The organism is Massilia litorea, assembly GCF_015101885.1.
Lineage (GTDB): Bacteria > Pseudomonadota > Gammaproteobacteria > Burkholderiales > Burkholderiaceae_D > Telluria > Telluria litorea.
Genome location: NZ_CP062941.1, coordinates 874,743 through 900,449, shown reverse-complemented (window position 1 = coordinate 900,449; position 25,707 = coordinate 874,743). Strand labels below are relative to the sequence as shown.

27 protein-coding genes and 1 tRNA gene are annotated in these 25,707 nt (G+C 62.4%); 18 read left to right on the top strand and 10 right to left on the bottom strand.

From position 1 onward, the window contains the following. Positions 1-358: 358 nt before the first annotated feature. Together LPB04_RS04035 and LPB04_RS04030 are read left to right on the top strand one after the other, a co-directional pair. Positions 359-1,579, top strand: coding sequence for a YeeE/YedE family protein (locus LPB04_RS04035; RefSeq protein WP_193687479.1), 1,221 nt, complete (start codon positions 359-361; stop codon positions 1,577-1,579). Between the two features lie 222 nt (positions 1,580-1,801). Beyond that, on the top strand, positions 1,802-2,941 hold the full coding sequence (locus LPB04_RS04030) for a PEP-CTERM sorting domain-containing protein (protein WP_193687478.1): 1,140 nt from the start codon (positions 1,802-1,804) through the stop codon (positions 2,939-2,941). Positions 2,942-2,995: 54 nt separating this feature from the next. Here the strand turns inward: LPB04_RS04030 and LPB04_RS04025 are convergent, their stop codons facing one another. Continuing rightward, a complete protein-coding gene (locus LPB04_RS04025) occupies positions 2,996-3,931 on the bottom strand; it encodes a LysR family transcriptional regulator (protein WP_193687477.1) in 936 nt (311 codons plus the stop codon). A 98-nt stretch (positions 3,932-4,029) separates the two neighbouring features. Between LPB04_RS04025 and LPB04_RS04020 the strand changes: the two genes are divergently transcribed. Next, positions 4,030-5,196 (top strand): mandelate racemase/muconate lactonizing enzyme family protein, encoded by a 1,167-nt coding sequence (locus tag LPB04_RS04020; protein WP_193687476.1) that lies wholly within the window; start codon positions 4,030-4,032, stop codon positions 5,194-5,196. An 11-nt stretch (positions 5,197-5,207) separates the two neighbouring features. Here LPB04_RS04020 and LPB04_RS04015 read toward each other — a convergent pair whose 3' ends face one another. Then, complete coding sequence (locus LPB04_RS04015; protein WP_193687475.1) at positions 5,208-6,971, bottom strand: phosphoethanolamine transferase; 1,764 nt, start codon at positions 6,969-6,971, stop codon at positions 5,208-5,210. A gap of 364 nt (positions 6,972-7,335) precedes the next feature. On the opposite strand from LPB04_RS04015, the gene rpsL reads away from it, so the two are divergent. The 5 genes from rpsL (at position 7,336) to rpsJ (ending at position 12,304) form a co-directional block, all read left to right on the top strand. Beyond that, a complete protein-coding gene (gene rpsL, locus LPB04_RS04010; protein ID WP_056336781.1) occupies positions 7,336-7,722 on the top strand; it encodes a 30S ribosomal protein S12 in 387 nt (128 codons plus the stop codon). A gap of 137 nt (positions 7,723-7,859) precedes the next feature. Next, positions 7,860-8,330 carry a 30S ribosomal protein S7 gene (gene rpsG / locus LPB04_RS04005; RefSeq protein ID WP_056336784.1) on the top strand — a complete coding sequence of 157 codons (471 nt, stop codon included), beginning with the start codon at positions 7,860-7,862 and terminating at the stop codon, positions 8,328-8,330. Positions 8,331-8,419: 89 nt separating this feature from the next. Continuing rightward, positions 8,420-10,525 (top strand): elongation factor G, encoded by a 2,106-nt coding sequence (gene fusA, locus LPB04_RS04000; protein ID WP_193687474.1) that lies wholly within the window; start codon positions 8,420-8,422, stop codon positions 10,523-10,525. A gap of 95 nt (positions 10,526-10,620) precedes the next feature. Beyond that, a complete protein-coding gene (gene tuf, locus LPB04_RS03995; protein WP_193687473.1) occupies positions 10,621-11,811 on the top strand; it encodes an elongation factor Tu in 1,191 nt (396 codons plus the stop codon). Between the two features lie 178 nt (positions 11,812-11,989). Next, entirely contained in the window at positions 11,990-12,304 is a 315-nt protein-coding gene (rpsJ, locus tag LPB04_RS03990; protein ID WP_136219921.1) for a 30S ribosomal protein S10, read from the top strand. Positions 12,305-12,671: 367 nt separating this feature from the next. Here rpsJ and LPB04_RS03985 read toward each other — a convergent pair whose 3' ends face one another. After that, the gene (locus LPB04_RS03985; RefSeq protein WP_193687472.1) at positions 12,672-13,091 is read right to left on the bottom strand and encodes a hypothetical protein; all 420 of its coding nucleotides are present in this window, start codon (positions 13,089-13,091) and stop codon (positions 12,672-12,674) included. On the opposite strand from LPB04_RS03985, the gene LPB04_RS03980 reads away from it, so the two are divergent. Beyond that, on the top strand, positions 13,091-13,396 hold the full coding sequence (locus LPB04_RS03980; protein ID WP_193687471.1) for a hypothetical protein: 306 nt from the start codon (positions 13,091-13,093) through the stop codon (positions 13,394-13,396). The genes LPB04_RS03985 and LPB04_RS03980 overlap by 1 nt on opposite strands. A gap of 259 nt (positions 13,397-13,655) precedes the next feature. After that, positions 13,656-14,285 (top strand): phasin family protein, encoded by a 630-nt coding sequence (locus tag LPB04_RS03975; protein WP_193687470.1) that lies wholly within the window; start codon positions 13,656-13,658, stop codon positions 14,283-14,285. A gap of 48 nt (positions 14,286-14,333) precedes the next feature. Here LPB04_RS03975 and LPB04_RS03970 read toward each other — a convergent pair whose 3' ends face one another. The 7 genes from LPB04_RS03970 to LPB04_RS03940 all read right to left on the bottom strand — a co-directional run bounded on the left by LPB04_RS03970 (position 14,334) and on the right by LPB04_RS03940 (position 21,154). Next, positions 14,334-15,587: a TerD family protein gene (locus LPB04_RS03970; protein WP_193687469.1), complete on the bottom strand. Its 1,254-nt coding sequence runs from the start codon at positions 15,585-15,587 to the stop codon at positions 14,334-14,336. Then, positions 15,584-16,492, bottom strand: coding sequence for an HpcH/HpaI aldolase/citrate lyase family protein (locus tag LPB04_RS03965; RefSeq protein ID WP_193687468.1), 909 nt, complete (start codon positions 16,490-16,492; stop codon positions 15,584-15,586). Before LPB04_RS03965 ends, LPB04_RS03970 begins: the two co-directional genes overlap by 4 nt. Next, the gene (locus LPB04_RS03960) at positions 16,485-17,582 is read right to left on the bottom strand and encodes a cysteine protease StiP domain-containing protein (protein ID WP_227496608.1); all 1,098 of its coding nucleotides are present in this window, start codon (positions 17,580-17,582) and stop codon (positions 16,485-16,487) included. Before LPB04_RS03960 ends, LPB04_RS03965 begins: the two co-directional genes overlap by 8 nt. Next, positions 17,579-18,334, bottom strand: a complete 756-nt coding sequence (locus LPB04_RS03955) for an HAD family hydrolase (RefSeq protein WP_307727340.1) — start codon at positions 18,332-18,334, stop codon at positions 17,579-17,581. Before LPB04_RS03955 ends, LPB04_RS03960 begins: the two co-directional genes overlap by 4 nt. After that, positions 18,309-19,490 carry a phosphoribosyltransferase domain-containing protein gene (locus LPB04_RS03950; protein ID WP_193687467.1) on the bottom strand — a complete coding sequence of 394 codons (1,182 nt, stop codon included), beginning with the start codon at positions 19,488-19,490 and terminating at the stop codon, positions 18,309-18,311. The genes LPB04_RS03955 and LPB04_RS03950 overlap by 26 nt, the downstream gene beginning before the upstream one ends. After that, entirely contained in the window at positions 19,487-20,506 is a 1,020-nt protein-coding gene (locus LPB04_RS03945; protein WP_193687466.1) for an ATP-grasp domain-containing protein, read from the bottom strand. The genes LPB04_RS03950 and LPB04_RS03945 overlap by 4 nt, the downstream gene beginning before the upstream one ends. 72 nt (positions 20,507-20,578) lie before the next feature. Then, the gene (locus LPB04_RS03940) at positions 20,579-21,154 is read right to left on the bottom strand and encodes a TerD family protein (RefSeq protein WP_193687465.1); all 576 of its coding nucleotides are present in this window, start codon (positions 21,152-21,154) and stop codon (positions 20,579-20,581) included. 331 nt (positions 21,155-21,485) lie between these two features. Between LPB04_RS03940 and LPB04_RS03935 the strand changes: the two genes are divergently transcribed. The 8 genes from LPB04_RS03935 to rpsC all read left to right on the top strand — a co-directional run bounded on the left by LPB04_RS03935 (position 21,486) and on the right by rpsC (position 25,706). Next, positions 21,486-21,562: transfer RNA gene (locus LPB04_RS03935), tRNA-Val, on the top strand. A gap of 266 nt (positions 21,563-21,828) precedes the next feature. Continuing rightward, positions 21,829-22,485 (top strand): 50S ribosomal protein L3, encoded by a 657-nt coding sequence (rplC, locus tag LPB04_RS03930; RefSeq protein ID WP_056337567.1) that lies wholly within the window; start codon positions 21,829-21,831, stop codon positions 22,483-22,485. Between the two features lie 2 nt (positions 22,486-22,487). Then, on the top strand, positions 22,488-23,108 hold the full coding sequence (rplD, locus tag LPB04_RS03925; protein ID WP_193687464.1) for a 50S ribosomal protein L4: 621 nt from the start codon (positions 22,488-22,490) through the stop codon (positions 23,106-23,108). Further along, positions 23,105-23,422, top strand: a complete 318-nt coding sequence (rplW, locus tag LPB04_RS03920; RefSeq protein WP_182990702.1) for a 50S ribosomal protein L23 — start codon at positions 23,105-23,107, stop codon at positions 23,420-23,422. The genes rplD and rplW overlap by 4 nt, the downstream gene beginning before the upstream one ends. Beyond that, positions 23,422-24,249: a 50S ribosomal protein L2 gene (rplB, locus tag LPB04_RS03915; protein ID WP_193687463.1), complete on the top strand. Its 828-nt coding sequence runs from the start codon at positions 23,422-23,424 to the stop codon at positions 24,247-24,249. The genes rplW and rplB overlap by 1 nt, the downstream gene beginning before the upstream one ends. Before the next feature lie 10 nt (positions 24,250-24,259). Next, entirely contained in the window at positions 24,260-24,535 is a 276-nt protein-coding gene (rpsS, locus tag LPB04_RS03910) for a 30S ribosomal protein S19 (protein WP_056337578.1), read from the top strand. Next, positions 24,532-24,864 (top strand): 50S ribosomal protein L22, encoded by a 333-nt coding sequence (gene rplV / locus LPB04_RS03905; protein ID WP_181017582.1) that lies wholly within the window; start codon positions 24,532-24,534, stop codon positions 24,862-24,864. The genes rpsS and rplV overlap by 4 nt, the downstream gene beginning before the upstream one ends. Before the next feature lie 11 nt (positions 24,865-24,875). Continuing rightward, positions 24,876-25,706: a 30S ribosomal protein S3 gene (gene rpsC / locus LPB04_RS03900; protein ID WP_056337585.1), complete on the top strand. Its 831-nt coding sequence runs from the start codon at positions 24,876-24,878 to the stop codon at positions 25,704-25,706. Position 25,707: the final 1 nt, after the last annotated feature.

Genomic DNA, 25,707 nt, shown 5'->3' with positions numbered 1-25,707 from the left:
GGCCTTAAGTCATTGATTCCATTGGTGACCGGGCGCGCGGACGGGTGTCCGGCGTGTCCGTACAGGGGCGTCCGTACGTACGCGGACACGGGCGTGTCCGTTCGAATGGCGTGCGGAGGTGGGGCTGTTGCCTGCGGCGCTCTCGGTGTGTTCAATCCGCATGGGCAAGCCCATCCTACGGGCACCGCTGTCGGCGAGCGCATTCGAAACCTGGCTACGCGTGTCCCGAGGAGGGGCATGCCCTGCTCGGCGCGCAGGGTTTTGCGACTATCCGCAAACGGCGGGCGGAACTGCAGAAAAAGCGTAAACGCGCGAAAATGGTGCATTCCGTTTCTGGCCGCCATCAGGCCCTTGCACCATGTCCATCGCTACTACTCCTTCGTCCCTGCCGGGCCGCGCCGACATCAATGCGCGCCCGCTCGGTATCGCCCTCCTGCTGATCGTGCTCGGCGCCCTGTACCTGTCGCAGGCCGTCAGCGCCAAGATCGCCGCCCTGTTCGTGGTCGGCGCGCTGCTCGGCATCTCGCTGTACCACGCCGCCTTCGGCTTTACTTCCGCCTGGCGCGTCTTCATCGCCGACGGCCGCGGCGCCGGCCTGCGCGCGCAAATGCTGATGCTCGCCGTCGGCGTGGCGCTGTTCTTCCCGGCGCTCGCCAACGGCAGCCTGTTCGGCAATCCGGTCACCGGCCTGGTGTCGCCGGCCGGCACCTCGGTGATCGTCGGCGCCTTCATCTTCGGCGTCGGCATGCAGCTCGGCGGCGGCTGCGCTTCCGGCACCCTGTACACGGTCGGCGGCGGCAGCACGCGCATGCTGGTGACCCTGTTCTTCTTCATCGTCGGTTCCGTGGTCGCCACCGCCTACATGCCGTTCTGGACCTCGCTGCCGCAATTGCAGCCGATCTCCCTCGTCAAGACACTGGGGCTGGCGCCGGCGCTGCTGCTCAACTGGATCGTGTTCGCGGCGATCGCGGCCATCACGGTGGTCGTCGAAAAGCGCCGCCACGGCCGGCTGGTGGTGCCGGAGGCGCAGCGCGCACCGCGTTCGCCCTGGCTGCGCGGCCCGTGGCCGCTGGTGGCAGGCGCGCTGGCGCTGGTGCTGCTCAATTTCGCCACGCTGGCGCTGTCGGGCCGGCCCTGGGGCGTGACCTCGGCCTTTGCCCTGTGGGGCGCGAAGGGCGCGGCGCTGATCGGCATCGACACGCCGAGCTGGGCCTACTGGTCGACCAAGGCGAATGCCGCCGCGCTGGCGGCGCCGGTCTCGCATGACGTGACCTCGATGATGGACCTCGGCATCGTGCTCGGCGCGATGCTGGCGGCGGCGCTGGCCGGCCGCTATGCTCCGGTCTGGCGCCTGCCGCTGCGCTCCTTCATTGCGGCGGTCGTCGGCGGCCTGATGCTCGGCTTCGGCGCGCGCCTGGCCTATGGCTGCAACATCGGCGCCTATTTCAGCGGCATCGTCTCGGGCAGCCTGCACGGCTGGCTGTGGCTGGTCGCTGCGTTTGCCGGCAACGTGTTCGGGACGCGCCTGCGCCCGCTGTTCGGCCTGGAAGTCGAGCGCGTCAAGCTGGCTGCCTGCTGAACACAAAGAAACGGGTTTCTGAATTTAACAATCGAAATCATTTTTGCAACAAATATTATTGTCGAGAAACTTTACAAGCCGGTCTTCGTATTGACGACCGGCTATTTTATTTCCTTATGGATCAATAAGTTGCAATACAGGCACGGTAATTGCTAACTCAGCATGGGTAACTGAAAAGTCCGACATTCATACGGACGCGTCCAAACCTACTGAAAGCGAACCATGTCGAAAAACCTGCTGCGTTCCACCCTGATCACCGCCTTTGGCGCCATGCTGTCGGCCCCGATGTTTGCACATGCCGCCGTCATTCCGAACTCGACCACCACCGCTGCCGTCGGCTTCGATCTGTCCGGCTCCGTGACGGACAAGCTCGCTGCTGGCGCAACGACCAATGGTCCTACCACTTCGTCGCCGACCCTCGGCACCACCCAGGTCGCCAAATTCAACCCCAACACCGGTGTCCTGACCGGCGTAACGGTGAATCTCACGGAGTCCGTACACAAGCAGACGACGGCGGTCACCTCGGCCGGCACGACGGCCGGTTCGAACAACGGCAGTGAAACCGCATCGGGCTCCGGCAGCAGCACGGTCAAGGCCGTGGTGACGGGTGCGCCGACCACCTCGAGCTCGCTCACCAAGATCGATTCCTGTGCAGCGAAACGGAAAGATGCCTGTTCCGACGGCGCCGCGACGCAAACGGCGAATTACAATTTCTCGGTCGCTTCGAGCGCACTGGATGCGTACGCCGGCAGCGGCACCTTTGGCGTGACGCAGACGGCAGCGCTGTCGGCAGAGACGACGGCGAACAGCTTCCCAAGCGAGGCGACCACGACCTCGACCGTCAACTGGACCGGCAAACTGAGCGCAACCTACGAATACCTGCTGCACGCAGCGCAATCGTTCGACGGTAAGTCGGCACTGACCCTGAACCTGGACTTCGGTTCGGTCTACCTGGGCGACAGCGTCGGCGACCAGGCTTTCTCGATCTTCAACGGGGCTGGTAACCGTGTCGGCCTGAAATTGACCGGCGTGAACCAGACCGGTACCGGCAACGGCATGTTCTCGACCAACCTGAACACCTACAGCAACATCGCTGCAGGCGCCAGCCAGGCCTTCATGGCCTCCTTCCTGGCCAACCAGCTGGGCAGCTACAGCACCAGCTACCAGCTGACCCTGGCGGACCTGGCCCCGTCGGGCAGCTACGCGGCCAGCACGCTGTACTCGGGCTATAACCTGACCCTGAACCTGGCCGGTAATGTCATCGCACGTCCGGCCCAGAACGATGTGCCGGAACCGGCAACCCTGATGCTGCTGGGCCTGGGCGCCGCAGCCTTCGGCGTCAGCCGCAAGCGCAAGGCCTGAGTCGTTCGAAGGTAAAAAATAAAAGGCCAACTGCACGCAGTTGGCCTTTTTTCGTTAACCCGGCTTTGTCTTCGCGCCGCGCGCCGGCCGCTCTGGCGGCCCCTGGAAATGCTCGACCAGGAAATCGATGAAGGCGCGCGCGCGGAGCGTCTGGTTTCTCTGGCTCGGGTAGTAGACGAACAGGTCGGCCGCGGGCAGGGCGAACTCGGGCAGCACGATCCTGAGCCTGCCGCTGTCGAGGTAGCGGGCCAGGTCCCATTCCGAGCGGATCAGGATGCCGTGGCCGTCCAGCGCCCAGCCGAGGACAATGTCGCCGTCGTTGCTTGACAACATGCTGTGGACCTTGACGACTTCGGTGTCGTCCCCTTGCAGGAAGCGCCAGATCCCGTAGGCATCGTCGTTCTGGCGGTGGATGATGCAGCGGTGATCGGCGAGTTCGGCCAGGCTGCGCGGGCTGCCGTGGCGCTCGAGGTAGGCCGGCGAAGCACATAGAAAGCGCCGGTTCGACAGGATGCGGCGCGCGTTCAGGCGTTTGTCCGGTAGCGCGCCGAAGCGGATCGCCAGGTCGAAGCCGCTTTCCACCAGGTCGACCGGCCGGTCCGTCACTTCCATCTGCACTTCCACCTCCGGATAGCGCGCCGCAAAGTGCGATACCAGCGGCGCGATCGTCGTGCGTCCGAACCCCAGCGTCGCGTTCACCCGCAGCAGTCCGCGCGGCGTGGCGCGTCCCTGCGCCACTTCGTCTTCCATTTCCGTGATCTCGGCCAGGATGCGCGTCGCGTGGCGCAGGTAGGACTCGCCCTCGCTCGTCAGGCTGACGCTGCGCGTGTTGCGGTTCAAGAGACGCACGCCGAGCCGGCTTTCCAGGGCCGCGAGGCGCTTGGTGGCCGCGGGCGGGGTCAGGTCGATCGCGCGCGCTGCCGCGGCCAGGCTGCCGAGGCGCGCGACCAGCACGAAGAAACGCATGTCCGACGTGGGTTCAGTCTTCACTTTAGTTCAGTTAATAATTGAATTGAAGTGAATTATAGGGCGGTCCGCACGATTTACTCTATCGCTTTCCATGCCCCAGACCACACCAGGAGACAGCCGTGAGAATCGTAGAAATCCGTGAACAAACTTTGCCCATCAGCTCGCCGATCCGGAATGCGTATATCGACTTCAGCAAGATGACGCTGAGCCTGGTCGCCGTGATCACCGACGTGGTCAGGGACGGCAAGCCGGTGGTCGGCTATGGCTTCAATTCGAACGGCCGTTACGGCCAGGGCAAGCTGATGCGCGAGCGTTTCATTCCGCGCATCATGGAAGCCGAGCCAGGGTCTCTGGTCGACGATGCCGGGACCAACCTCGACCCGCACAAGATCTGGAACTGCATGTTCACCAACGAAAAGCCGGGCGGCCATGGCGAGCGCTCGGTTGCCATCGGCACCATCGACATGGCGGTCTGGGATGCGGTGGCGAAAATCGAGGGCAAACCCCTGTTCCAGCTGCTGGCCGACCGCTACGGCAACGGCCAGCCGGAGCGCAAGATCTTCGTCTACGCGGCCGGCGGCTATTACTATCCGGGCCAGGACCACAACAAGCTCAAGGACGAGATGCGCAGCTACATCGACCGCGGCTACACCGTGGTGAAAAAGAAGATCGGCGGCGCCTCGCTCGACGAGGACCTGCGCCGCATCGACAGCGTCTTGTCCGTGCTGCAGGACGGCCAGAAGCTGGCGGTGGATGCCAACGGCCGCTTCGACCTCGATACTGCGATCCAGTACGCCAAGGCGCTGTCGCAGTACGACCTGTTCTGGTACGAAGAGCCGGGTGACCCGCTCGACTTCGAGCTGCAGGCGACCCTGCGCAACTACTACAAGAATCCGATGGCGACCGGCGAGGACCTGTTCTCGATGCAGGACGCGCGCAACCTGATCCGCTACGGCGGCATGCGCGCCGACCGCGACTGGCTGCAGTTCGACTGCGCCCTGTCGTACGGCCTGGTCGAATACCTGCGTACCCTCGACATGCTGCGCGAGCACGGCTGGTCCCCGCGCCGCTGCATCCCGCACGGCGGGCACCAGATGTCGCTGAATATCGCGGCCGGCCTGGGCCTGGGCGGCAACGAGTCCTATCCGGACCTGTTCCAGCCCTTCGGTGGTTTCCCGGACGGGGTCAGGGTCGACAACGGCTACATCACCATGCCGGACCTGCCCGGCATCGGCTTCGAAGGCAAGGCGGACCTGTACGCCGAGATGCAGAAGCTGTCGGCCTGAACGCCCGGCCGCTATCTGGAGCGCGGCAGCGGCGTTCCCTTGTCGATCACCTCGTGGCAATCGCCCCTGATGCGGGCATTGTCATAGTCGGTCCAGCCATAGCTGTCGACATAGCGTGTATGCCGCTTCAACCGGGCGCTGGCGATGCTGCGGTCCAGCGTCTCGCCCGGATAGCGGATGTCGCCCAAATCGACCAGCGTATGGAACACGTTCTCGGTAGAGAGGGGCGCTTGCCGGTGCGCGCGCAGTTGCGCGACCTTGTCGGGGAAGCGCGCGCCATAGCTGTCCGAATACCAGGCAAAGGCGGGCACGTGGAATTCGTACTGCGTATTATGGCCATGGAAAACCTGGCGGCAGCTGCCGTCGAACAGGGTCTGGCCGTGATCGGCCACGTACATCAGCGCCGCCGCCTTGTCCGACACTTTCAGGTTGCCGATCAGCTGGGCCAGGAACCAGTCCGTATATAAAATCGAATTGTCGTAGCTGTTGTTCAGCTGCGGCTTGATCGCGGTATCGGTGACCACCGGTTTCAATACTCCGGCCAGCGAAGGTTTCCACTGGTCGAAGCGGGCCGGATAGCGCTGCGCGTAATTCCAGTGGCTGCCCAGGGTGTGCAGGACGATCAGCTTTTTTGCGGCCGGGTCGCCCAGCGCGCGCGCGAAAGGCTTGAGCAGCGCCTCGTCGTAATTCGAGTTATCCCGGAAGCCGCCCAGGTTCAGGAATTCGACCTGGTCCGCTTCCTTGGCGAAGACGGAGACCGGCGTGTCGAATTTACCGAAGGACATCTGGTTCGACAGCCAGAAGGTTTTATAACCCGCTTCCTTGAAGGCCGTAATAAAGGATTTTTCGGTAAAGCCGTCCTTTAGACTCTGCATCGCGGGTTTGCGCGAAATGATGACCGGCACCGACAGGCGCGTGGCCGAGACCGAGGTGATCAGGTCCTGCAGGGCCACCAGATTTTCTTCCTGCGACAGCAGCGGATTGGTCGGGCGTGCGTAGCCGTTCAGGCTCCAGCGGTCGAAGCGCGCCGATTCTCCCAGCACCATCACGATCACGTCCGGAGAATGGGCCGGATCGGCCTGGCGGGCGCCGAAGCGGAACGCGGCGCTTCTCCGGTTCAGGTCCGCCAGATACACCCGTTCCTTGTAAAAATCGAGTCCGCGCGCCACCACGCCGAAGGGCCAGGACTGGGCAAAGGCTTTGATGTCGAAGGGCGGCTGCGCCCAGGAAGGCAGGCGCGGCAGGGTGAAGGCGGACGGGGCGCTCCCCTTGGCCGCGGCGACATTCGTTTTGTGCCCGTAGGCGAACAGGGCGAGGGCGACGAGCAGCAGACCCAGCACGAGCGGGCGCGAGCGGTCGTTCCAGTCGAAGTCGCGCGTCGCCAGCGCGATGCGCCAGGTCGCCGCCCACCAGGCGACCACGCCCACCATCACGCCCAGCAGCAGCCAGGCACGCGCGCCCAGGAATTCCAGTGCCTCCATCGGGCTGGTCTCGGCCATGATGCCCAGGTGGTGGGTCGAGATGCCCTGGCCATAGTAGAGATACAAATACAGTTCGGCCGGCAGCGCGATAAAGGCCGGCAGCAACAGCCAGTGGAACCAGGCCGGGCGCTTGAACAGGGCCCAGACGGCGATCCAGGCGAACACGGCCATGCCGGCCAGCTGGGCCGGGCGCGTGACGGGCAGGCCCAGCGCCAGCGGAAACAGGGGCACCACCGACAGCACCAGGTAAGTGAGGACGAGGGTCAGGTTGGCGGGGCGCAGCAAAGGTCGCATGGAGAACGGGGACGATAAAGGTCGGCTATTATCCGGCCTTTGGCGCAGGAAATGCGGCCGGAAAAGCGATTTCTCTGCCGCCAAGCAGGCAGGGAGTCGCTGCTCTGTGTGTCAGGACTACCACAGCCGTTTGCGTCTTCGGCCGCGGGGCTGCCCATCAAATCAGCAAATCGGTTGACCGCAGATTGCGACAAGTCTATACTCGCGAGTTCTCGATTTATTCTGCACATCGCTTACGCATTCGCAGCCGCTCCTTCGGTGAGTGGCTTTCGTCGCCGTAGCTAGTAGTCATTCGGGACTAGGTTTCAGTCCCCGGACCTCATGTTCGGGTCATCAACTGTAGTACTTTGTTGGATTAGGAACGATGCCAACCATCAATCAACTGATTCGCAAGCCGCGCGTTGCCGCGGTTGTGAAGAGCAAGTCGCCGGCACTTGAAAACTGCCCGCAAAAGCGCGGTGTCTGCACCCGTGTGTACACCACGACCCCGAAGAAGCCTAACTCGGCTCTGCGTAAAGTCGCCAAAGTTCGCCTGACCAACGGTTTCGAAGTCATTTCGTACATCGGCGGTGAAGGCCACAACCTGCAAGAGCACAGCGTTGTCCTGCTGCGCGGCGGTCGTGTGAAAGACTTGCCGGGTGTGCGTTACCACATGGTCCGCGGTGCACTGGATACCCAGGGCGTGAAAGACCGTAAGCAAGCTCGCTCGAAGTACGGTGCGAAGCGCGCCAAGGCCGGCGCCAAGAAGTAATATTCTGCGGTCCTGGTCACATCGGGGTCACATTTAAAAGTTAAGTTGAGCCGGCCGTAAGGTCGAGTAAGTGAGTGGTCATGATGGCCCTCGCGAGTGCTGGATCAGCACTCAACTGAAGATAGGAAGGAATTGAAATGCCACGTCGTCGTGAAGTACCCAAGCGCGAGATCCTGCCAGATCCAAAATTCGGCAATACGGATGTCGCCAAGTTCGTCAACGTTCTGATGTTGTCCGGCAAGAAGTCGGTCGCTGAAAACATCATCTACGGTGCGTTTGAACATATCCAGACCAAATCGGGCAAGGACCCGCTGGAAGTGTTCGCGGCCGCGATCAACAACTGCAAGCCGATGGTCGAGGTGAAATCCCGCCGCGTCGGCGGCGCCAACTACCAGGTGCCAGTGGAAGTTCGTCCGGTCCGTCGTATGGCGCTGTCCATGCGTTGGTTGCGCGAAGCCGCAAACAAGCGCAGCGAAAAATCCATGCCACAACGCCTCGGCGGTGAACTGATGGAAGCGGCTGAAATGCGCGGTGGCGCCATGAAGCGTCGTGACGAAGTGCACCGTATGGCTGAAGCGAACAAGGCGTTCTCGCACTTCCGCTTCTAAGCACAAAGCAGCATCTGTTGTTCAGGCCGGGCACATTTTGATAACAAGATGCCGCCCGGTTTTGTCCATTCAAAGATTTAGGAAAAATTATGGCACGCAAGACCCCCATTGAGCGCTACCGCAATATCGGTATCTCCGCTCACATCGATGCTGGTAAAACCACCACCACCGAACGCGTCCTGTTCTACACCGGCGTGAACCACAAGATCGGCGAAGTGCACGACGGCGCCGCGACCATGGACTGGATGGAGCAGGAGCAGGAACGCGGCATTACCATTACCTCGGCAGCGACGACCTGCTTCTGGAAGGGTATGGCCAACAACTTCGAGCCGCACCACATCAACATCATCGACACCCCGGGCCACGTCGACTTCACCATTGAAGTCGAGCGCTCGATGCGCGTGCTGGACGGCGCCTGCATGGTTTACTGCGCAGTCGGCGGCGTGCAGCCACAGTCGGAAACCGTGTGGCGCCAGGCTAACAAGTACAAAGTGCCACGTCTGGCCTTCGTCAACAAGATGGACCGTACCGGTGCGAACTTCTTCAAGGTCTACGAGCAGATGCGCGCTCGCCTGAAGGCAAACCCGATCCCTCTGCAGATCCCGATCGGCGCGGAAGAGAACTTCCTGGGCGTGGTCGACCTGGTCAAGATGAAAGCAATCATCTGGGACGACGCTTCGCAAGGCATGAAGTTCGACTACCGCGACATCCCGGCCGAACTGGTTGATCAAGCCAACGAATGGCGCGAGAAGCTGGTCGAGACCGCTGCTGAAGCGACCGAAGAGCTGATGAACAAGTACCTGGAAGAAGGCGACCTGTCGGAAGCCGACATCAAGGCAGCCCTGCGCCAGCGTACCATCGCGTCGGAAATCGTCCCGATGATGTGCGGCACCGCGTTCAAGAACAAGGGCGTGCAAGCCATGCTCGACGCCGTCATCGAATACCTGCCATCGCCAGTGGACATTCCACCAGTCGGCGGCACGGACGAAGACGACCAGCCGACCACCCGCCGCGCTGCCGACGACGAGAAATTCTCGGCGCTGGCATTCAAGATCATGACCGACCCGTTCGTCGGCCAGCTGATCTTCTTCCGCGTCTACTCGGGCATGGTCAATTCGGGCGACACCGTCTACAACCCGGTCAAGGGCAAGAAGGAACGCCTGGGTCGTATTCTGCAGATGCACGCGAACCAGCGCGAAGAAATCAAGGAAGTCCGCGCCGGCGACATCGCCGCTGCAGTCGGCCTGAAAGAAGCGACCACGGGCGAAACCCTGTGCGATCCTTCGTCGATCATCACGCTGGAAAAGATGGTCTTCCCTGAGCCGGTCATTCAGCAGGCTGTCGAGCCGAAGACCAAGGCCGACCAGGAAAAGATGGGCCTGGCCCTGAACCGCCTGGCACAGGAAGATCCGTCGTTCCGCGTGCGTACCGACGAAGAGTCGGGCCAGACCATCATCGGTGGTATGGGCGAGCTGCACCTGGAAATTATCGTTGACCGCATGAAGCGCGAATTCGGCGTCGAAGCCACCGTCGGCAAGCCACAGGTTGCCTACCGCGAAACGATCCGCAAGTCGGTGTCGGACGTCGAAGGCAAGTTCGTCAAGCAGTCGGGTGGTCGCGGCCAGTACGGTCACGCAGTCCTGACCATCGAGCCGCAAGAGCCGGGCAAGGGCTTCGAGTTCGTCGACGCCATCAAGGGCGGTGTGATTCCTCGCGAATACATCCCTGCGGTCGAAAAAGGTGTGCGCGAGACCCTGACCGCCGGCGTGCTGGCTGGTTACCCGGTCGTCGACGTGAAAGTCACCGTCACCTTCGGTTCGTACCACGACGTCGACTCGAACGAGAACGCGTTCCGTATGGCCGGTTCGATGGCATTCAAGGACGGCTGCCGCAAAGCATCGCCAGTCATCCTCGAGCCAATGATGGCCGTGGAAGTGGAAACGCCGGAAGACTACGCCGGTTCCGTGATGGGCGACCTGTCGTCCCGCCGCGGCATGGTGCAGGGCATGGACGAAATCCCAGGCGGCGGTGGCAAGATCATCAAAGCCGAAGTGCCTCTGTCGGAAATGTTTGGTTACTCGACCTCGCTGCGTTCGGCGACCCAAGGCCGTGCAACCTACACGATGGAATTCAAGCACTATTCGGAAGCGCCTAAGCACGTGATCGACGCGATCGTCACTGCCAAGTCGAAGTAATAAGTAATTAAAGTAATACGCTCTGATGGAGACGTGAACGTCGCCATCAGAGCCAACAAAACACAAATAAATCGTTCTTTTAAAGGAAGATCAAAATGGCAAAAGGTAAATTCGAGCGGACCAAGCCGCACGTCAACGTCGGTACCATCGGACACGTTGACCACGGCAAGACCACGCTGACCGCAGCAATCGCAACCGTCCTGTCGAAGAAGTTCGGCGGCGAAGCGAAAGCATACGACCAGATCGATGCAGCTCCGGAAGAGAAGGCACGCGGCATCACCATCAACACCGCGCACGTCGAGTACGAAACCGCCGCGCGCCACTACGCGCACGTCGACTGCCCAGGCCACGCCGACTACATCAAGAACATGATTACCGGTGCCGCCCAGATGGACGGCGCGATCCTGGTGTGCTCGGCCGCTGACGGCCCGATGCCACAGACCCGCGAGCACATCCTGCTGGCGCGTCAGGTTGGCGTTCCTTACATCATCGTGTTCCTGAACAAGTGCGACCTGGTCGACGACGCAGAACTGCTGGAACTGGTCGAAATGGAAGTGCGTGAGCTTCTGTCGAAGTACGAGTTCCCAGGCGACGACCTGCCGATCATCAAGGGTTCGGCACGTATGGCGCTGGAAGGCCAGCCAGGCGAAATGGGCGAAGAGTGCATCATCCGTCTGGCCGATGCCCTGGACACCTACATCCCGACGCCAGAGCGCGCTGTTGACGGCGCCTTCCTGATGCCAGTCGAAGACGTGTTCTCGATCTCGGGTCGCGGCACCGTCGTCACCGGTCGTGTCGAGCGCGGCATCATCAAGGTCGGCGAAGAGATCGAAATCGTCGGCATCATCGACACCGTCAAGACGACCTGCACCGGCGTGGAAATGTTCCGCAAGCTGCTGGACCAGGGTCAGGCTGGCGACAACGTCGGTCTGCTGCTGCGCGGCACCAAGCGTGAAGACGTCCAGCGTGGTCAGGTTCTGGCCAAGCCGGGCTCGATCAAGCCGCACAACCACTTCACCGGCGAGATCTACGTTCTGTCGAAAGATGAAGGCGGCCGTCACACCCCGTTCTTCAACAACTACCGTCCGCAGTTCTACTTCCGTACCACCGACGTGACCGGCTCGATCGAGCTGCCAGCGGACAAGGAAATGGTCATGCCAGGCGATAACGTGTCGATCACCGTCAAGCTGATCAACCCGATCGCGATGGAAGAAGGCCTGCGCTTCGCAATCCGCGAAGGCGGCCGTACCGTCGGCGCCGGCGTCGTTGCCAAGATCATCGCCTAATCAAGCTTTGATTTGCCGGCGGTTCGTTCCGCCGGCACAACAAGAGGGGGCAGAATCTCGATTCTGCCCCCTCTGTTTAAGGAAGAAGAGTGATATACTCTCGCTCCTTTGCAGCACGTAGTACCTGACAAATCATTGCCGGTCCTAAAACCGGTTCGCTCTTTTCCAAGGAAATCGCATGTCCGCAAATCAAAAAATCCGTATCCGCCTGAAAGCGTTCGACTACAAGCTGATCGACCAGTCCGCACTGGAAATCGTCGACACCGCCAAGCGCACCGGCGCCGTCGTCAAGGGCCCAGTTCCACTGCCGACCCGTATCCAGCGTTTTGACGTCCTGCGTTCGCCGCACGTCAACAAGACCTCGCGCGACCAGTTCGAGATCCGTACGCACCAGCGTCTGATGGACATCGTGGACCCAACCGACAAGACCGTCGACGCACTGATGAAGCTGGACCTGCCAGCTGGCGTCGATGTCGAAATCAAGCTGCAGTAATCATTGAAGCCGACGCGGAGCAATTCGCGGGCTGAAATAAAAATCGGGGCCGGGAAGGGCCGCCAACTGGCGAACTTTCCCGGCCCCGATTCCGTTTACGCATGGCGAATGCGTCTCTTCGATGCATCAGCAGATCCGACTGGCGTCCCCTCATCCTCCCGATACCGCCTTCCGCGCCGTGCCTTGCCCGGACGAGCGCGTGCGAAGCACAGGCAAGTTCACCTTTGCCAGACGCTCGCATTAGTTCAGCATAGTGCGCGCCTGCGGACTATACTGAAATGCCAATTGCTTCTTGCGCGATTTAACTTTCTTGTCAGACAGCGTCGCTCACGAGCAAGAAGGTCCTGACCAAAGGCGGGCTCGACCGCTACAGCTCGCGCGATGCGGGCAATACCAGATACGGTACGAAGATTTTTACCGGAAATCGCAAGCACGATCGCGTCACGCCTCCGGAATCGTCGGCAACCGCAGCTTCCAACGATGCCACCGGGAGAACACCATGAGACACGCCTTGACGGCGGTTTTTGACGACCGCGGCGCTGCACAGCATGCGCTGAACAAATTGCTTGCTGCCGGATTTACACGTGCGGACGTGGCGCTTTCCCTTGCTGTTCCGGCGGGACAGGCCGGTAAGGGCAGTACGGCGGACGAGGCAGCGCGCAGCCACGTGCTCACGCTGACGACCGGGGCGGACATGGAAGCAGACCGCGCCACCGCGCTCGTCGGACGCTTCGGTATTGCCGGGACGGACCGGCCCGCTGCGCCGCAAGCCAGGGATGGTTTCCAATGCCGGATGCGCCGCTGGACCGCGCAGGCGGCAGACCGGAAGGCAAGCTGGTCATTGCGCCATGGGGGGAACTGCCGCCCTGGGACAGATTCAACGATGCCGTGCTTCACGGCTGGGGCAGGATCGATCTGGGCAACGAGCATCCCGACGACGGTCACCCTGCGCGCTATCCGGACGCCTACGATACCGGCTTCGACGATCCAGGCCCGGCCTATCGCTATGGCGACGAGATGGCGCACACCGACAAGTTATCGGGCCTTGCATGGGAGGGAGCGCCACCGCTACCCCGCGCATCGACGCGCTGAGCGCGTCATTCCGCCGGCAGTACGCCCCTGCGTACGCCATGGCGAAACATTGCCCGATTTTAAGGCGCGTAAATACTTTTGGTATTTTGTCCTATCCTCGCGATAAATGGCGCATAGTGTCCTTTGTTCGCACGGTCCCTTCGTGATCCTGCATTCAAGCAGCAGCCTGCTGTTTTCCCCTTCGCCCGCACCGGGCACCCCCGCTCCTCATTGCTCATGTGACCGCATCCTTTGCGGCTCAACACTGAAAAGGTACACCATGTTTCCATTCTCCCAACCTGTCAATCCGGTTCTACGTTCCTATCTCGATTCCCAGCTCGCCTTCTTCAACGACCTGTCGACCTCGCTGTCGGGTACTTTCCAGAGTATTTGCGACGCCAACCTCAAGCTCAGCCGGACCATGCTGGAAGAAAGCATGGGCGCCGGCCAGCGCATGCTGGCCAGCAAGAACGTCAGCGACGCGTTTGGCGCTGCCGCCTCCAGTGCCCAGCCGGCAGCCGACAAGCTGCGTGCCTACCAGCAGCACCTCTCGCGCGTGACGGCCGATTCCCAGGTCGAGCTCGCGCGGGTAACCCAGCAGCATGGAGAGGAAACCTCGCGTACCGCGCATGCGCTGTCGGACGAGGTGACCCGTGCCGCCACGGAAGCGAGCGAGCAGAACACGCGTCAGAAGGAGGACTTCCTGAAGCAGTTCCGCGATCCGTTCCAGAAAGAGGCGGCGGCGCAGGCCAACGGCGCCTTCCGCGCCAAGGCGAGCGCGCAGGATGCACGCGAGGGCGTAGCGGCCAGCATGCAGTCGGCAGGAGAGGCCCTGTTCCGCGGCAACGCGCAGGGCCATCCGGCCCAGCCAGCCGCGCAGCCAGGTAACAAGCAATCCGGTAACAAATAGTCCGGCCATGCCGCCACCCTGGAAGGGGTGCCGGCATGCCGGGCAGCGTCAATCCTTTCTGCCCGTCTTCCAGCGCAGCCCGAAGTTGAACCGCCGGTCCATCATCTCGTGCGCGCTGGTCTGGCCCTGCTGCTCGAAATAGTCGGTCATCTTCGTTACCTGCAGCTGGCCGCCCTGGTTCTCGATCATGGCGATCGCGCACATCATCTGGTTGCCGCCGCCATCGAGGCGCACCTCGATCGGCGCCTGGTTCGGCACCGCGATCGTGACCACGCCATCGGTGGCCGACCAGTTCGGGACGCCCTCGTAAATGAACGAAAAAATGATGGCGCGCCGGATCTGGGCGAACTGGTCGCCGTTGATGAACAGGTTTTCGCCATTGGTGGAAGCGCCAGTGCGGTCGTCGGCGTCGAGTTTGATGAATGGCGCGCGCTCGTAGTCGCCCCAGGCATTGCCGAGCGCCTGCACCAGGCCCTTGCGGCCGTCGCTCAGCTCGAACATGCAACCGAGGTCGAGGTCGATGCCGCCGGAGCGCCGTTTATTTGCCATCGCGTCGTTCACGACCCCGCTCAGGCGGCCGAGCAGGCCGCCTTTTTGGGGCGCCTGCGGCGGCGGGGCCGACGCCATCCCCGAGCGGTTCCAGTTCAGGTTGACGTGGATGCGGCCGAAGCCGGCACCGGCGCGCTTGTCGAGCGAGACCTTGTCGCCGCGCTTCTCCAGCGTGACTTTCGAGAGCGAGATTTTGGGGGCGGCCGGCGCAGGTTGGAGAGATGCGGGCGCAGCGCCGCGCACCGGCGCTGCCTCGGTCCCACCAAAGTGTTTCAATAGCGCCGACAGGCCGCCATTGAAACCCTGGCCGACGGCGCCGAAGCGCCACTGGCCATCTCTCCGGTAGATCTCGGCCACGATGACCGCCTTCTCGTCGCCGAAGTCGGCGCCCGACCACGGAAAGCGCAGGGCACCGCCCAGGGTGAGGCTGCTGCTGCCCAGGGCACGCATGGTCTGGGCGCCGTCGATCGCGGCCACAAAGACGAGCTTGGCGATCGATGGCGGCAATGCGTCGAGGTTGACGCTGAAGCGCGCCGGGCTGCCCAGGGTCAGGCGCACCGCTTCGCCGGGGCTGGCCAGCTGGTTATAAAAGACCATGTAGCGGTCGTCCGCCAGTTTGTCGGCGTTGTCCAGTCCAAAGCAGGAAACGTCGACGGCGAAGCCCGGTGCGTTGACGTCGAGGTCGACGCTAAAACTGCTGCCGACGCCGAGGTCCGTCAGCTTGCCTTTCTGGCCGCGTGAAAAAACGTTCATCTGCCTTCCCTTTCGATATTCAATACGTTGGCTCCATGGGCGCCGAACAGGTGCGATTGCGCGACCATGCGCTCGGCCCAGGCGCGGTGCGTGGCGACTTCGCACATCGAGTCGTGCATCTTGAAGACGGCCGGGCTGTTCTCGTCGAGGATCGCGTGTGCTGCCGCCAGGTCCTGCGGTTTCACCTTGTAGTGCTCTTCGATCGGCAGGATCTGGCTCGGGTGGATCGCCGTCTTGCCGACCATGCCGTAGGCGATGTCCTCGCCGACCTCCTGCGCCAGCAGCTCCGGCAGGTCGAGGTGCTCGAACACGGGAGCGGTGAGCACGAAGCCGTGTGGGCGGAAGATCGTCACCAGGCGCGCGATGACGGGGCCGAGCGGGGTACGGTAGAGCGTCATGTTGCGCGGGCGGCGCAGGCCGAGCAGGGCCAGTAAATCGTTGCCGCCGATGCGCAGCGCCAGGATGCGGCCACGCACGCCGGGCGACTGCAACAGGTCGCGGAAGGCTTCCATCTCGCGCTCGCTGAACACCTCCGCCGTTTCCAGCGTCGGCATCAGCATGTGGTCCGTATCGCGCACCTGGCGGTAGTAGGCCTCGAAATTCTGGCGGGTCGCTTTCGGGATCACGAAGCCGGTCAGTTTATGCGCGCCCTTCATCGCCAGCACGCGCGCCAGCACTTCGGGACTGCGCACGCGCACGAAGCGCTCCACCGCGACATCGGGCCGCATGTGTTCGAGCACCACCGACAGGTTGAACAGCGCCCAGCCCAGGTCGCGGTCCGCCACCGAATCCTCGGTGCAGAAGATCAGCGAGCGCGCGTCCGGCAGCTTTTCTCCGTTAGCGATGCTGAGCAGGTGTTTATGGTTGGCCGGCACGTACAGCGACGCGCCCATCGATTTATGCATCCGACGCACTCCTGATCAGGGAAACAGCTTGGTAGGGCAGTGCCGGGTCGATCTCGACCGGCACGTGTTTTTCTTCGGCCAGCAGGCGCAGGTGCGCCACGGCAGGCGAGTGCGCATCGCGCAGCAGCAACAGGCGCGGCACGCGGCGCAACAGCACCCGCGTCGCTTCGCCGATGCCGGGCTTAATCAGATTGACGTCCTCGATGCCGTAGCGCTGCCGGACCTGTTCGATATACGCCTGGGAGCGGGCGGCGGCGGCGTCGGTGTCGGCAGCAATCACCGGACCGTCGGTGCGCGCCTGTTCCAGCGCCAGGCTTTCGATCAGGTCGACAAAGCTGCGCGAACGGTCCTCGCCCGCGAATTGTTCGTACAGCACGCAGCCATGAAAATCGTCCGGGCCGATCGCCTCGTTGAGCACCGAGCGGCTGATCAGGCCAGACACCGTCGCATTCAGGATGCTCGACGGGATCAGATAATCCTCGCAGGAGGCCGCGACAAAGGCGGCGCCGGCCAGGTCGGACAGCACATATAAACCGGGGTCGAGCGCCACGCCGTGCTGCGCATTGAAGCGGGCGACCGCGCTTGCCAGTTCGCGTGCGATCACGCCCTTGCCGGTCCAGCCGTCAATAAAAACGATCGATTCGGGCGCGTGGCCGTGCGCGAGGATGTGGCGCAGCGCATTGGCATCGATGCCGCGGTCGCGCACGATCGAGACCGAATAGTGGACTGTTTCGCGCCCGAACACCTTGGCCAGCAGGCGTTTCAAGACGACGCCGACCGGCGTGCCGCCACGCACCAGCGACACCAGCGTGACCGCCCCGTTGCGCCGCGCCGCGATCAGGCCTGCCAGGTGCAGGCAGTCGCGTGCCATGCGTTCGCCGTTCATGCGGCAAGCTTCTTCGAACAGCGCCATATAGCGCGGAGAAGGAGCACGTTCGGGCGACAGCATCTCGCTGTAGTGGCGCTTTCCTGCCTGGATCAGCGCCTCCTTCGCCTTGACGTCGACGAAATCGGCGGCCGGCAGGCGCGTGAGCAGGAAGCGCACGTCGCCCTCGCGATAGCTGCCCGCGAAGCCCAGGGAGAGGCTCACAGCGTCTCCACCGTCAGCTTCGCCAGCTGGGTGCGGCGCGGGATGATCGCATAGTCGCAGTCGGCCATGAAACGCGCATCGGATCGGCTGTCGCCCATGCCGAAGGTGACGATCTCTCCATGCTCGCGGCGCAGGCGTTCGGTGATCCAGGCCACTGCATCGGCCTTGTCCAGGGTGCGCGGCAGCACTGCCAGGTTGTTGCCGTTGCGGTGGACGCAGTAGGCCTTGCCCTCGCCGGCGATCCAGGGCAGGACGACCTCGCGCTCGACACGCTCCAGGTTCAGCGCGACCTTGTCCGGATCTTTGACGACGATGAAGAACGGGGTGCCTGCGTCTTCCACCAGGCGCGCGCGGCCGCCGTAACCGGTGCGTGCGCACCAGTCATCGATGTGCGCGGAGAGTTCCTGCAGGCCGGGCAGGGCGGCCAGCATGAGGCCGTGCATGCGGCCCTGCCAGTCGCGCTCGATGCCGCCATCGGGCTGCAGGATGATGCCGCCGAAATTCAGCACGGCATAACTGCTAAAACCGAGGTGCACACGGCTGAAGGCGTCCAGGCTGCGCGCCGTGGTCGGGATCACCGTCATGCCCTCGCTGACAAAGCTGAAAAAGGCACGTTGGGCAGGCGTGGTGTACGAGCAAATGCTGCCATTGCTGTAGTACGCGGCCGGCTCGAGCGCATCGCGTACGGCGCATTTTTCCAGCGTCTGGAACAGGGTGTCGTCCAGGTCAGCGAACAGGAACTTCTTCAACATCGTCCTCGGCATGGTAGTGGAACAGGCGGGCATTCAACAGGCGCGCAAAGCCGGGCAAGGCCTCGCCCGCCGGCGTCTCGTGGCAGACCAGCACGTGGTCGTACTGGCCGGGCGCGACGTTGTAAATAAAATTCGGGATGCCTTCGCCGTAGTTGTCGGGTAGACCGAGGGCGTGCCCGATGGCGCCCCAGGTGAGGATGGGCGAGCGCGTGGTCGACTGCACGACGACATCGACGCCGAGCCGCTCCAGCGCGGCGCCGAGCAGGGTCGAGGGGTGCATGAATTCGCCGGTACCGAGCACCAGCACGCGATCTTGCGGCGCAATGGTCGCGGCCAGGTCGCGCGCCAGCCTGTCGGGCGTGCGCAGGGCGCGGGCGAGACCCAGGCGGCCAAAGGCGGTACTCGCGCCGCGTTCGGCCTGTGCGTCGTAGCGCTGGGCCGGCGCCGCGTCCACAGGGCAGTCGGCCGGGGTAAACCGGTAAGCGCCGGCGATCAGGGCGCCCATCGTCGTCGGCAGCCCGAAACGCGCGCTCAGGACATCCGTCGCCTCTGCTCCCATGAAATTGGCCAGCACCGCCAGGTGCACGCGTTCCAAAGCGGGATTCAGGCGCCGGCAGGCTTGCGTTAAATTCAGGAAGGTGTTGCCGGTGCTGGCCTCGTCGTCGACCAGCACGATGGTGCGCGCGCTTTTCAACAGCGCCTGTTCCTGCGCGCCGTCGGGCATGTGCAGGAACTGGCGCGGCGCGTGGCTGTGCGCTTCCTCGAATTCGATGATGGGGCCGGTGCCGACGCGGTAGCGCGTCGTCTGCAGGAACAGCGCCTGTTGTCCCGGGTGCGCGCGCAGCCAGGCCTCAAAGACGCCCTGGCCGAGACCGAGGCCGGTTTCCGCCATCGCGATGAACAGTACCGGGCCGGGCGCATCGGGGACGCCGGCGGCGAGGCGCTCGTGGATGGCCAGCATGCGGCCCGGGCGTACCGGCCAATGCTTGCCGAGCACCTTGCTCACGAAGAGAAAACCGCGCTTGGCGTTGGCGCGCGCGGCAAAGCCGAGCAGGGCATCGAGTTCGTCGGCGCCTGCATGCAGTTCGACTTCGAGCAGGCCGGTCGGCAGCTGCTGCGTCACGCGTAGCGGCAAAACGTCGTTGCGGGCGTTCACACCAGCTCCACGGCGCGCGCCAGTTCGGCCACGCGGATGCCATTGCGGACCGGCGTCACGTCGACCGCATCGAAGCCGTCCGCGAAACCGCGCAGGGCGATATACGGCAGGTTGGGGCCGGCCACGCAGGCCATGCCGATCCCGCCCGACATGCGCGGGTTGATCTCCAGGAGGCGCGGTTTGCCGGCCGCTTCGCGGAACTGGACATTGAAGATGCCGTTCAGGCCATGGGTACGGCACAGCTGGGCGGTGGCGTCGAGGATGTCCTGTCTCTGGTCGATGCGCTGGCCGGCGCCGGCCTGGTTCGATTTGCGGCGCACCACGGCGGTCACCAGGCGGCCTGCGTCTCCCACGCAGTCGACGCTGTATTCTCGTCCGTCCAGGTATTCCATCAGCAGCATGCTGCGAAAGCCCCCGAGGCGGGCAAGGCCGGCGCGGAAATCCGCCAGCGAGACGTGGTATTCGGCGCCGGCCATCAGCAGTTCGGCGCTGTTCCTCGTTTCGTCGAGCACGGCGAAACCGAGCCCGTAGATCGAGTGCGAGGGTTTGACGCACAGCTTGGCGTGGCGCCGGCGCAGCAGGTCCCAGGCGGCTTCGAAACCGGCGGCATCCTCGAAATGGCGGAACTCGGCGACCGGGGCGACGGGCAGGTCGGTCTCGGCGTAGAAGCGTGCCTTGTCGTGGATGAGCTGAAGGGATGCTTCCGACGCCGCGCTCAATACGCGGGTGCCGACTTCTTCGAAACGCGCATGAACGCCGGCGATCGCCGTCGCTTCGCGTCCCGGAACGAAGATCTCGACCTGGTGCTCGCGGCAGAAGGCGACGCACCAGTCGATGTATTCAGGCGTAGCGAGGCCGGTCGGTTCGAGGTGGAATGCGTGCGCCACCCGGGCGACGGGCGACTTCGGATTCGGATTGCTGTGGATGATCGTGAAGCGTTCTCCGGTATCGGCCTGGCGGATCAGGTCGATCGCGGTATGGACGGACGAGAAGCTACGGTTGAACCAGACGCGCATGGGATTCTTCGCTTGCAGGGGAGGGAGCAGTCCCGCAACCAGGCTGCGGGACTGCGGGCATGGCTTGCCGGCTCAGACGTTGACGCCGAACGAGCGGGCCAGCGGGCCGAGGCCGCCGTTATAGCCCTGGCCGACGGCGCGGAATTTCCAGTCGCCGCCGGCGCGATACAGTTCGCCGAAGATCATGGCCGTTTCGGTCGAGCTGTCCTCGGAGAGGTCGTAGCGGGCAATTTCCCTGTTGCCGTTGGCGTCCAGGCAGCGAATGAAGGCTTTGCCGACCATGCCGAAGCTCTGGCGCCGGCTTTCCGCTTCGTGGATGGTGACGCAGAAGGAGATCTTGTCGATGTCCGGCGGGACGCGGGTCAGGTCGACGGTGACGGTCTCGTCGTCGCCTTCGCCCTGGCCGGTGGTGTTGTCGCCGTTGTGGACGACGGAGCCGTCGCTCGATTTCAGGTTGTTATAGAAGATGAAGTCGGCGTCGCCGCGCACCTTGGCGTCCGACTTGAGCATGAAGGCGGAGCCGTCGAGGTCGAAGGCGGCGCCATCGGTCGAGCGCGGGTCCCAGCCCAGGCCAATGACGACCTTGGTGAGGTTCGGTGCTTCCTTGCTGAGGTTGACGTTGCCGCCCTTTTGCAGACTGATTGCCATCACAGCTCCTTTCGTGAAATGAAACGGGTCGTGTGGCGCGGCCGTGCGGCCGCCGCGAGTGTGCCATGTGAATATAACGCTAATTGACGGATATTACACATGCGGGCTTATGGAAGACTTAGGGGTCGTGCGGCTGACGCCGAGGCCGCTATCGGCATCGCCTGGACGCGTGGGCATGAATGCCCACCCTACGGTACGCCACGGTCGCTTGATGTTGCCAAGGGCCGTGGCGCATCGTAGGGTGCGCTCCCCGAGCCCACGCGGATTGAACGCACGCATTCGAACTCAGCTATTGCAAACCTTCCGAACCCTTGGCATAATGCGGCTCCCCGGGCGGTTAGTTCAGTTGGTTAGAATACTTGGTCGACATCCAAGGGGTCGCAGGTTCGAATCCTGCACCGCCCACCAAAATTCAAATGTCGCAGAACCCCGAGTTCTGCAGAGAAAAGGCGCTGATGTGCCTTTTCTGTGCTGGCAAGCCTTGCCAGATTCCTTTCTTCTCCACGCTACTGCGAAAATTCGCAACAGGGTCGACATACCTCCGATTCTCTTGTTGCGTCAAGCCCTTTTGCGCGCTATACTAGCCGGCTTCGGTATGGACTCGTCGTTTTGAGTCTGTACGTTTTTAGTAGTTCAACTACCCCCGCCCAATCGTAGGTGGGAATGGAGAAAAAATGAGCTTGGGCCTTCTCGGTCGCAAGGTTGGCATGATGCGCATCTTCACGGATGACGGGGACTCGATCCCAGTTACCGTGCTCGACGTGTCGAACAACCGTGTCGCACAAATCAAAACTCCTGAAACTGACGGCTATGCTGCAGTCCAGGTCGCATTCGGTCAACGTCGCGCTTCCCGCGTGACCAAGGCTGTTGCGGGTCACCACGCAAAAGCAGGCGTCGAAGCTGGCACCATGCTGCGCGAATTCCGCGTTGACGCTGCCAAGGCAGCCGAACTGAAAACTGGCGACGCAGTCAATGTCTCGCTGTTCGAAGTGGGCCAGAAGATCGACGTGCAAGGCACCTCGATCGGTAAAGGCTACGCCGGTACCATCAAGCGTCACAACTTCGCATCGGGTCGTCAGACCCACGGTAACTCGCGTTCGCACAATGTTCCTGGCTCCATCGGTATGGCGCAGGATCCAGGCCGCGTGTTCCCAGGCAAGCGCATGACCGGTCACATGGGCGACGTCACCGTCACCACCCAGAACCTGGAAATCGCCCGCATCGACGCTGAGCGTCAACTGCTGCTGGTCAAGGGTGCAGTTCCTGGCGCGAAAAACGGTCAAGTGATCGTCAAGCCAGCCGTCAAAACCAAAGCACAGAAAGGAGCTTAATTATGGAACTTCAGCTCCTGAATGAGCAAGGTCAAGCCGGCGCCGCTGTTGCCGCTACCGACGAAGTCTTCGGTCGCGAATACAACGAAGCCCTGATTCACCAGGTCGTGGTTGCTTACGCTGCTAACGCACGTAGCGGTAACCGCAAGCAGAAAGACCGTGAAGAAGTCAGCCACACCACGAAGAAGCCATGGCGCCAAAAAGGTACCGGCCGCGCTCGTGCTGGTATGTCGTCGTCGCCACTGTGGCGCGGCGGTGGTCGCATCTTCCCGAACTCGCCTGACGAGAACTTCACGCACAAGGTCAACAAGAAGATGTTCCGCGCAGGTATCTGCTCGATCTTCTCGCAGCTGGCCCGCGAAGGCCGTCTGAGCGTTGTCGAAAACCTGTCGATCGAAGCTCCGAAGACCAAGCTGCTGTCGCAAAAGCTGCAGAGCATGGGCCTGGAATCGGTCCTGGTGATCACCGACACCATCGAAGAAAACCTGTTGCTGGCATCGCGTAACCTGCCGAACGTGCTGGTTGTCGAGCCAAAAGCAGCTGACCCGATGTCGCTGGTGTTCTACAAGAAAGTCCTGGTCACCAAAGCTGCACTGGCCAAGATCGAGGAGATGTACGCATGAGCACCGCAATCAAATTTAGCGAAGAGCGCCTGATGAAGGTGCTGATGGCTCCGGTCATCTCCGAAAAGGCTACCTTCGTCGCGGAAAAGAACGAGCAGATCGTGTTCAAGGTCCTGCCTGACGCGACCAAGCCGGAAATCAAGGCTGCCGTCGAGCTGCTGTTCAAGGTCGAAGTGGAATCGGTGCAAACCGTGAACCGCGAAGGCAAACAGAAGCGTTCGGGCCGTTTCAACGGTCGTCGCAACCACACCAAGCGTGCTTTCGTGTGCCTGAAGCCAGGCCAGGAAATCAATTTTGTCGAGGAGGCTAAATAATGGCACTCGTTAAGATGAAGCCAACCTCCCCAGGCCGCCGCGGCATGGTGAAAGTTGTGACCGAAGGCCTGTACAAGGGCCGTCCGTTCGCAGCACTGGTTGAGAAGAAATCGAAGACTGCTGGCCGTAACAACAACGGTCACATCACCACCCGTCACATCGGCGGTGGCCACAAGCACCACTACCGTCTGGTCGACTTCAAGCGCCAGAAGGACGGCATTCCTGCCAAGGTCGAGCGTATTGAATACGACCCGAACCGTACCGCGCACATCGCACTGCTGTGCTACGCGGACGGCGAGCGTCAGTACATCATCGCCACCAAAGGCATGGCTGTCGGCGACAGCGTCATGAACGGCTCGGAAGCGCCGATCAAGTCGGGTAACTGCCTGCCAATCCGTAACATCCCGGTCGGTACCGTGATGCACTGCGTCGAAATGCTGCCAGGTAAGGGTGCCCAGATGGCCCGTACCGCCGGCGCCGCCGTCGTGCTGATGGCCCGCGAAGGCACCTACGCCCAGGTCCGCCTGCGCTCGGGTGAAGTTCGTCGCGTGCACATCGAGTGCCGCGCTACCGTTGGCGAAGTCGGCAATGCCGAGCACAGCCTGCGCAAGATCGGTAAAGCTGGTGCGATGCGCTGGCGCGGTGTTCGTCCTACCGTTCGCGGTGTGGTCATGAACCCGGTCGATCACCCGCACGGTGGTGGTGAAGGTAAAACCGCAGCTGGTCGCCATCCAGTGTCGCCTTGGGGCCAACAGACGAAGGGCAAGAAGACGCGTTCGAACAAGCGTACTTCTTCGATGATCGTTTCGCGCCGCGGCAAGAAATAAGGGATAACACATGACTCGTTCATTGAAAAAAGGGCCGTTCGTTGACGCCCACCTGGTGAAAAAAGTCGAAGCCGCGCAAGCGAACAAAGACAAAAAGCCAGTCAAAACCTGGTCGCGCCGCTCGACGATCACGCCTGACTTCATCGGTCTGACGATCGCAGTTCACAACGGCAAGCTGCACGTGCCGGTGTACGTCTCCGAGAACATGGTTGGCCACAAGCTCGGCGAATTCGCGCTGACCCGTACGTTCAAGGGCCACGCCGCTGACAAGAAGGCGAAAAAATAATGGAAACTAAAGCTATCCTCAAAGGCGTGCGCCTGTCGGATCAGAAAGGTCGCCTCGTTGCTGACCTGATCCGCGGCAAGAAAGTTGACGCAGCACTCAACATTCTGCAATTCAGCCCGAAGAAAGGTGCCACCATCATCAAGAAGGTTCTGGAATCGGCTATCGCCAATGCAGAGCACAATGATGGCGCCGATATCGACGAGCTGAAAGTCGTCGAGATCTACGTTGAAAAAGGCCCGATCCTGAAGCGCTTTACGGCACGTGCCAAAGGCCGCGGCGATCGCATTTCTAAACAATCCTGTCACATCTACGTGACTGTCGGTAACTAAGGAGTCACACGATGGGACAGAAGATTCACCCAACAGGCTTCCGCCTGTCCGTCACCCGTAACTGGGCGTCGCGCTGGTACGCCGGCAACGGCAACTTCGCTGAGATGCTCAACGAAGACCTGAAGGCCCGCGCCTTCCTGAAGAAGAAGCTGAAGAACGCTTCGGTCGGCCGCATCGTCATCGAGCGTCCAGCCAAGAACGCGCGCTTCACCATCTACTCGTCGCGTCCAGGTGTCGTGATCGGTAAAAAAGGCGAAGACATCGAAGTGCTGAAGTCGTCGCTGACGAAGATCATGGGCGTGCCCGTGCACGTCAATATCGAAGAGATCCGCAAGCCGGAAATCGACTCGCAGCTGATCGCCGATTCGATCTCGCAGCAGCTCGAGAAGCGCATCATGTTCCGCCGCGCGATGAAGCGCGCCATGCAAAACGCCATGCGTCTGGGTGCCGTCGGCATCAAGATCATGTCGTCGGGCCGTCTGAACGGCATCGAAATCGCACGTACCGAATGGTACCGCGAAGGCCGTGTGCCTCTGCACACCCTGCGCGCCGATATCGACTACGGCACCAGCGAAGCATCGACCACGTACGGCATCATCGGCGTCAAGGTCTGGGTCTACAAGGGCGACCGTTCGGTCACCGGCGAAGCCCCAGTCATCGACACCCCGCCGGACGAGAAGAAGCCACGCGGCCCACGTCGTGACGATGGCAAGCCATCGCGCGGCCCACGTCCAGCCGGCGGTGCCCGTCCAGGCACTGCAGCACCAACCGTGCGTGCGCGTCCAGCCGTCAAGCTGGCGACCCCGGCCGCTGCTGCACCAGCTGAGAAAGCAGGAGAATAAG

What these genes read in the sequence shown, in the direction of transcription:
- LPB04_RS04035 (WP_193687479.1), top strand. Translation starts at nt 359, where the DNA reads ATGTCCATCGCTACTACTCCTTCGTCCCTGCCGGGCCGCGCCGACATC.
- LPB04_RS04030 (WP_193687478.1), top strand. Translation starts at nt 1,802, where the DNA reads ATGTCGAAAAACCTGCTGCGTTCCACCCTGATCACCGCCTTTGGCGCC.
- LPB04_RS04015 (WP_193687475.1), bottom strand. Translation starts at nt 6,971, where the DNA reads ATGCGACCTTTGCTGCGCCCCGCCAACCTGACCCTCGTCCTCACTTAC.
- rpsL (WP_056336781.1), top strand. Translation starts at nt 7,336, where the DNA reads ATGCCAACCATCAATCAACTGATTCGCAAGCCGCGCGTTGCCGCGGTT.
- rpsG (WP_056336784.1), top strand. Translation starts at nt 7,860, where the DNA reads ATGCCACGTCGTCGTGAAGTACCCAAGCGCGAGATCCTGCCAGATCCA.
- fusA (WP_193687474.1), top strand. Translation starts at nt 8,420, where the DNA reads ATGGCACGCAAGACCCCCATTGAGCGCTACCGCAATATCGGTATCTCC.
- tuf (WP_193687473.1), top strand. Translation starts at nt 10,621, where the DNA reads ATGGCAAAAGGTAAATTCGAGCGGACCAAGCCGCACGTCAACGTCGGT.
- rpsJ (WP_136219921.1), top strand. Translation starts at nt 11,990, where the DNA reads ATGTCCGCAAATCAAAAAATCCGTATCCGCCTGAAAGCGTTCGACTAC.
- LPB04_RS03980 (WP_193687471.1), top strand. Translation starts at nt 13,091, where the DNA reads ATGCCGGATGCGCCGCTGGACCGCGCAGGCGGCAGACCGGAAGGCAAG.
- LPB04_RS03975 (WP_193687470.1), top strand. Translation starts at nt 13,656, where the DNA reads ATGTTTCCATTCTCCCAACCTGTCAATCCGGTTCTACGTTCCTATCTC.
- LPB04_RS03970 (WP_193687469.1), bottom strand. Translation starts at nt 15,587, where the DNA reads ATGAACGTTTTTTCACGCGGCCAGAAAGGCAAGCTGACGGACCTCGGC.
- LPB04_RS03965 (WP_193687468.1), bottom strand. Translation starts at nt 16,492, where the DNA reads ATGCATAAATCGATGGGCGCGTCGCTGTACGTGCCGGCCAACCATAAA.
- LPB04_RS03955 (WP_307727340.1), bottom strand. Translation starts at nt 18,334, where the DNA reads ATGTTGAAGAAGTTCCTGTTCGCTGACCTGGACGACACCCTGTTCCAG.
- LPB04_RS03945 (WP_193687466.1), bottom strand. Translation starts at nt 20,506, where the DNA reads ATGCGCGTCTGGTTCAACCGTAGCTTCTCGTCCGTCCATACCGCGATC.
- LPB04_RS03940 (WP_193687465.1), bottom strand. Translation starts at nt 21,154, where the DNA reads ATGGCAATCAGTCTGCAAAAGGGCGGCAACGTCAACCTCAGCAAGGAA.
- rplC (WP_056337567.1), top strand. Translation starts at nt 21,829, where the DNA reads ATGAGCTTGGGCCTTCTCGGTCGCAAGGTTGGCATGATGCGCATCTTC.
- rplD (WP_193687464.1), top strand. Translation starts at nt 22,488, where the DNA reads ATGGAACTTCAGCTCCTGAATGAGCAAGGTCAAGCCGGCGCCGCTGTT.
- rplW (WP_182990702.1), top strand. Translation starts at nt 23,105, where the DNA reads ATGAGCACCGCAATCAAATTTAGCGAAGAGCGCCTGATGAAGGTGCTG.
- rplB (WP_193687463.1), top strand. Translation starts at nt 23,422, where the DNA reads ATGGCACTCGTTAAGATGAAGCCAACCTCCCCAGGCCGCCGCGGCATG.
- rpsS (WP_056337578.1), top strand. Translation starts at nt 24,260, where the DNA reads ATGACTCGTTCATTGAAAAAAGGGCCGTTCGTTGACGCCCACCTGGTG.
- rpsC (WP_056337585.1), top strand. Translation starts at nt 24,876, where the DNA reads ATGGGACAGAAGATTCACCCAACAGGCTTCCGCCTGTCCGTCACCCGT.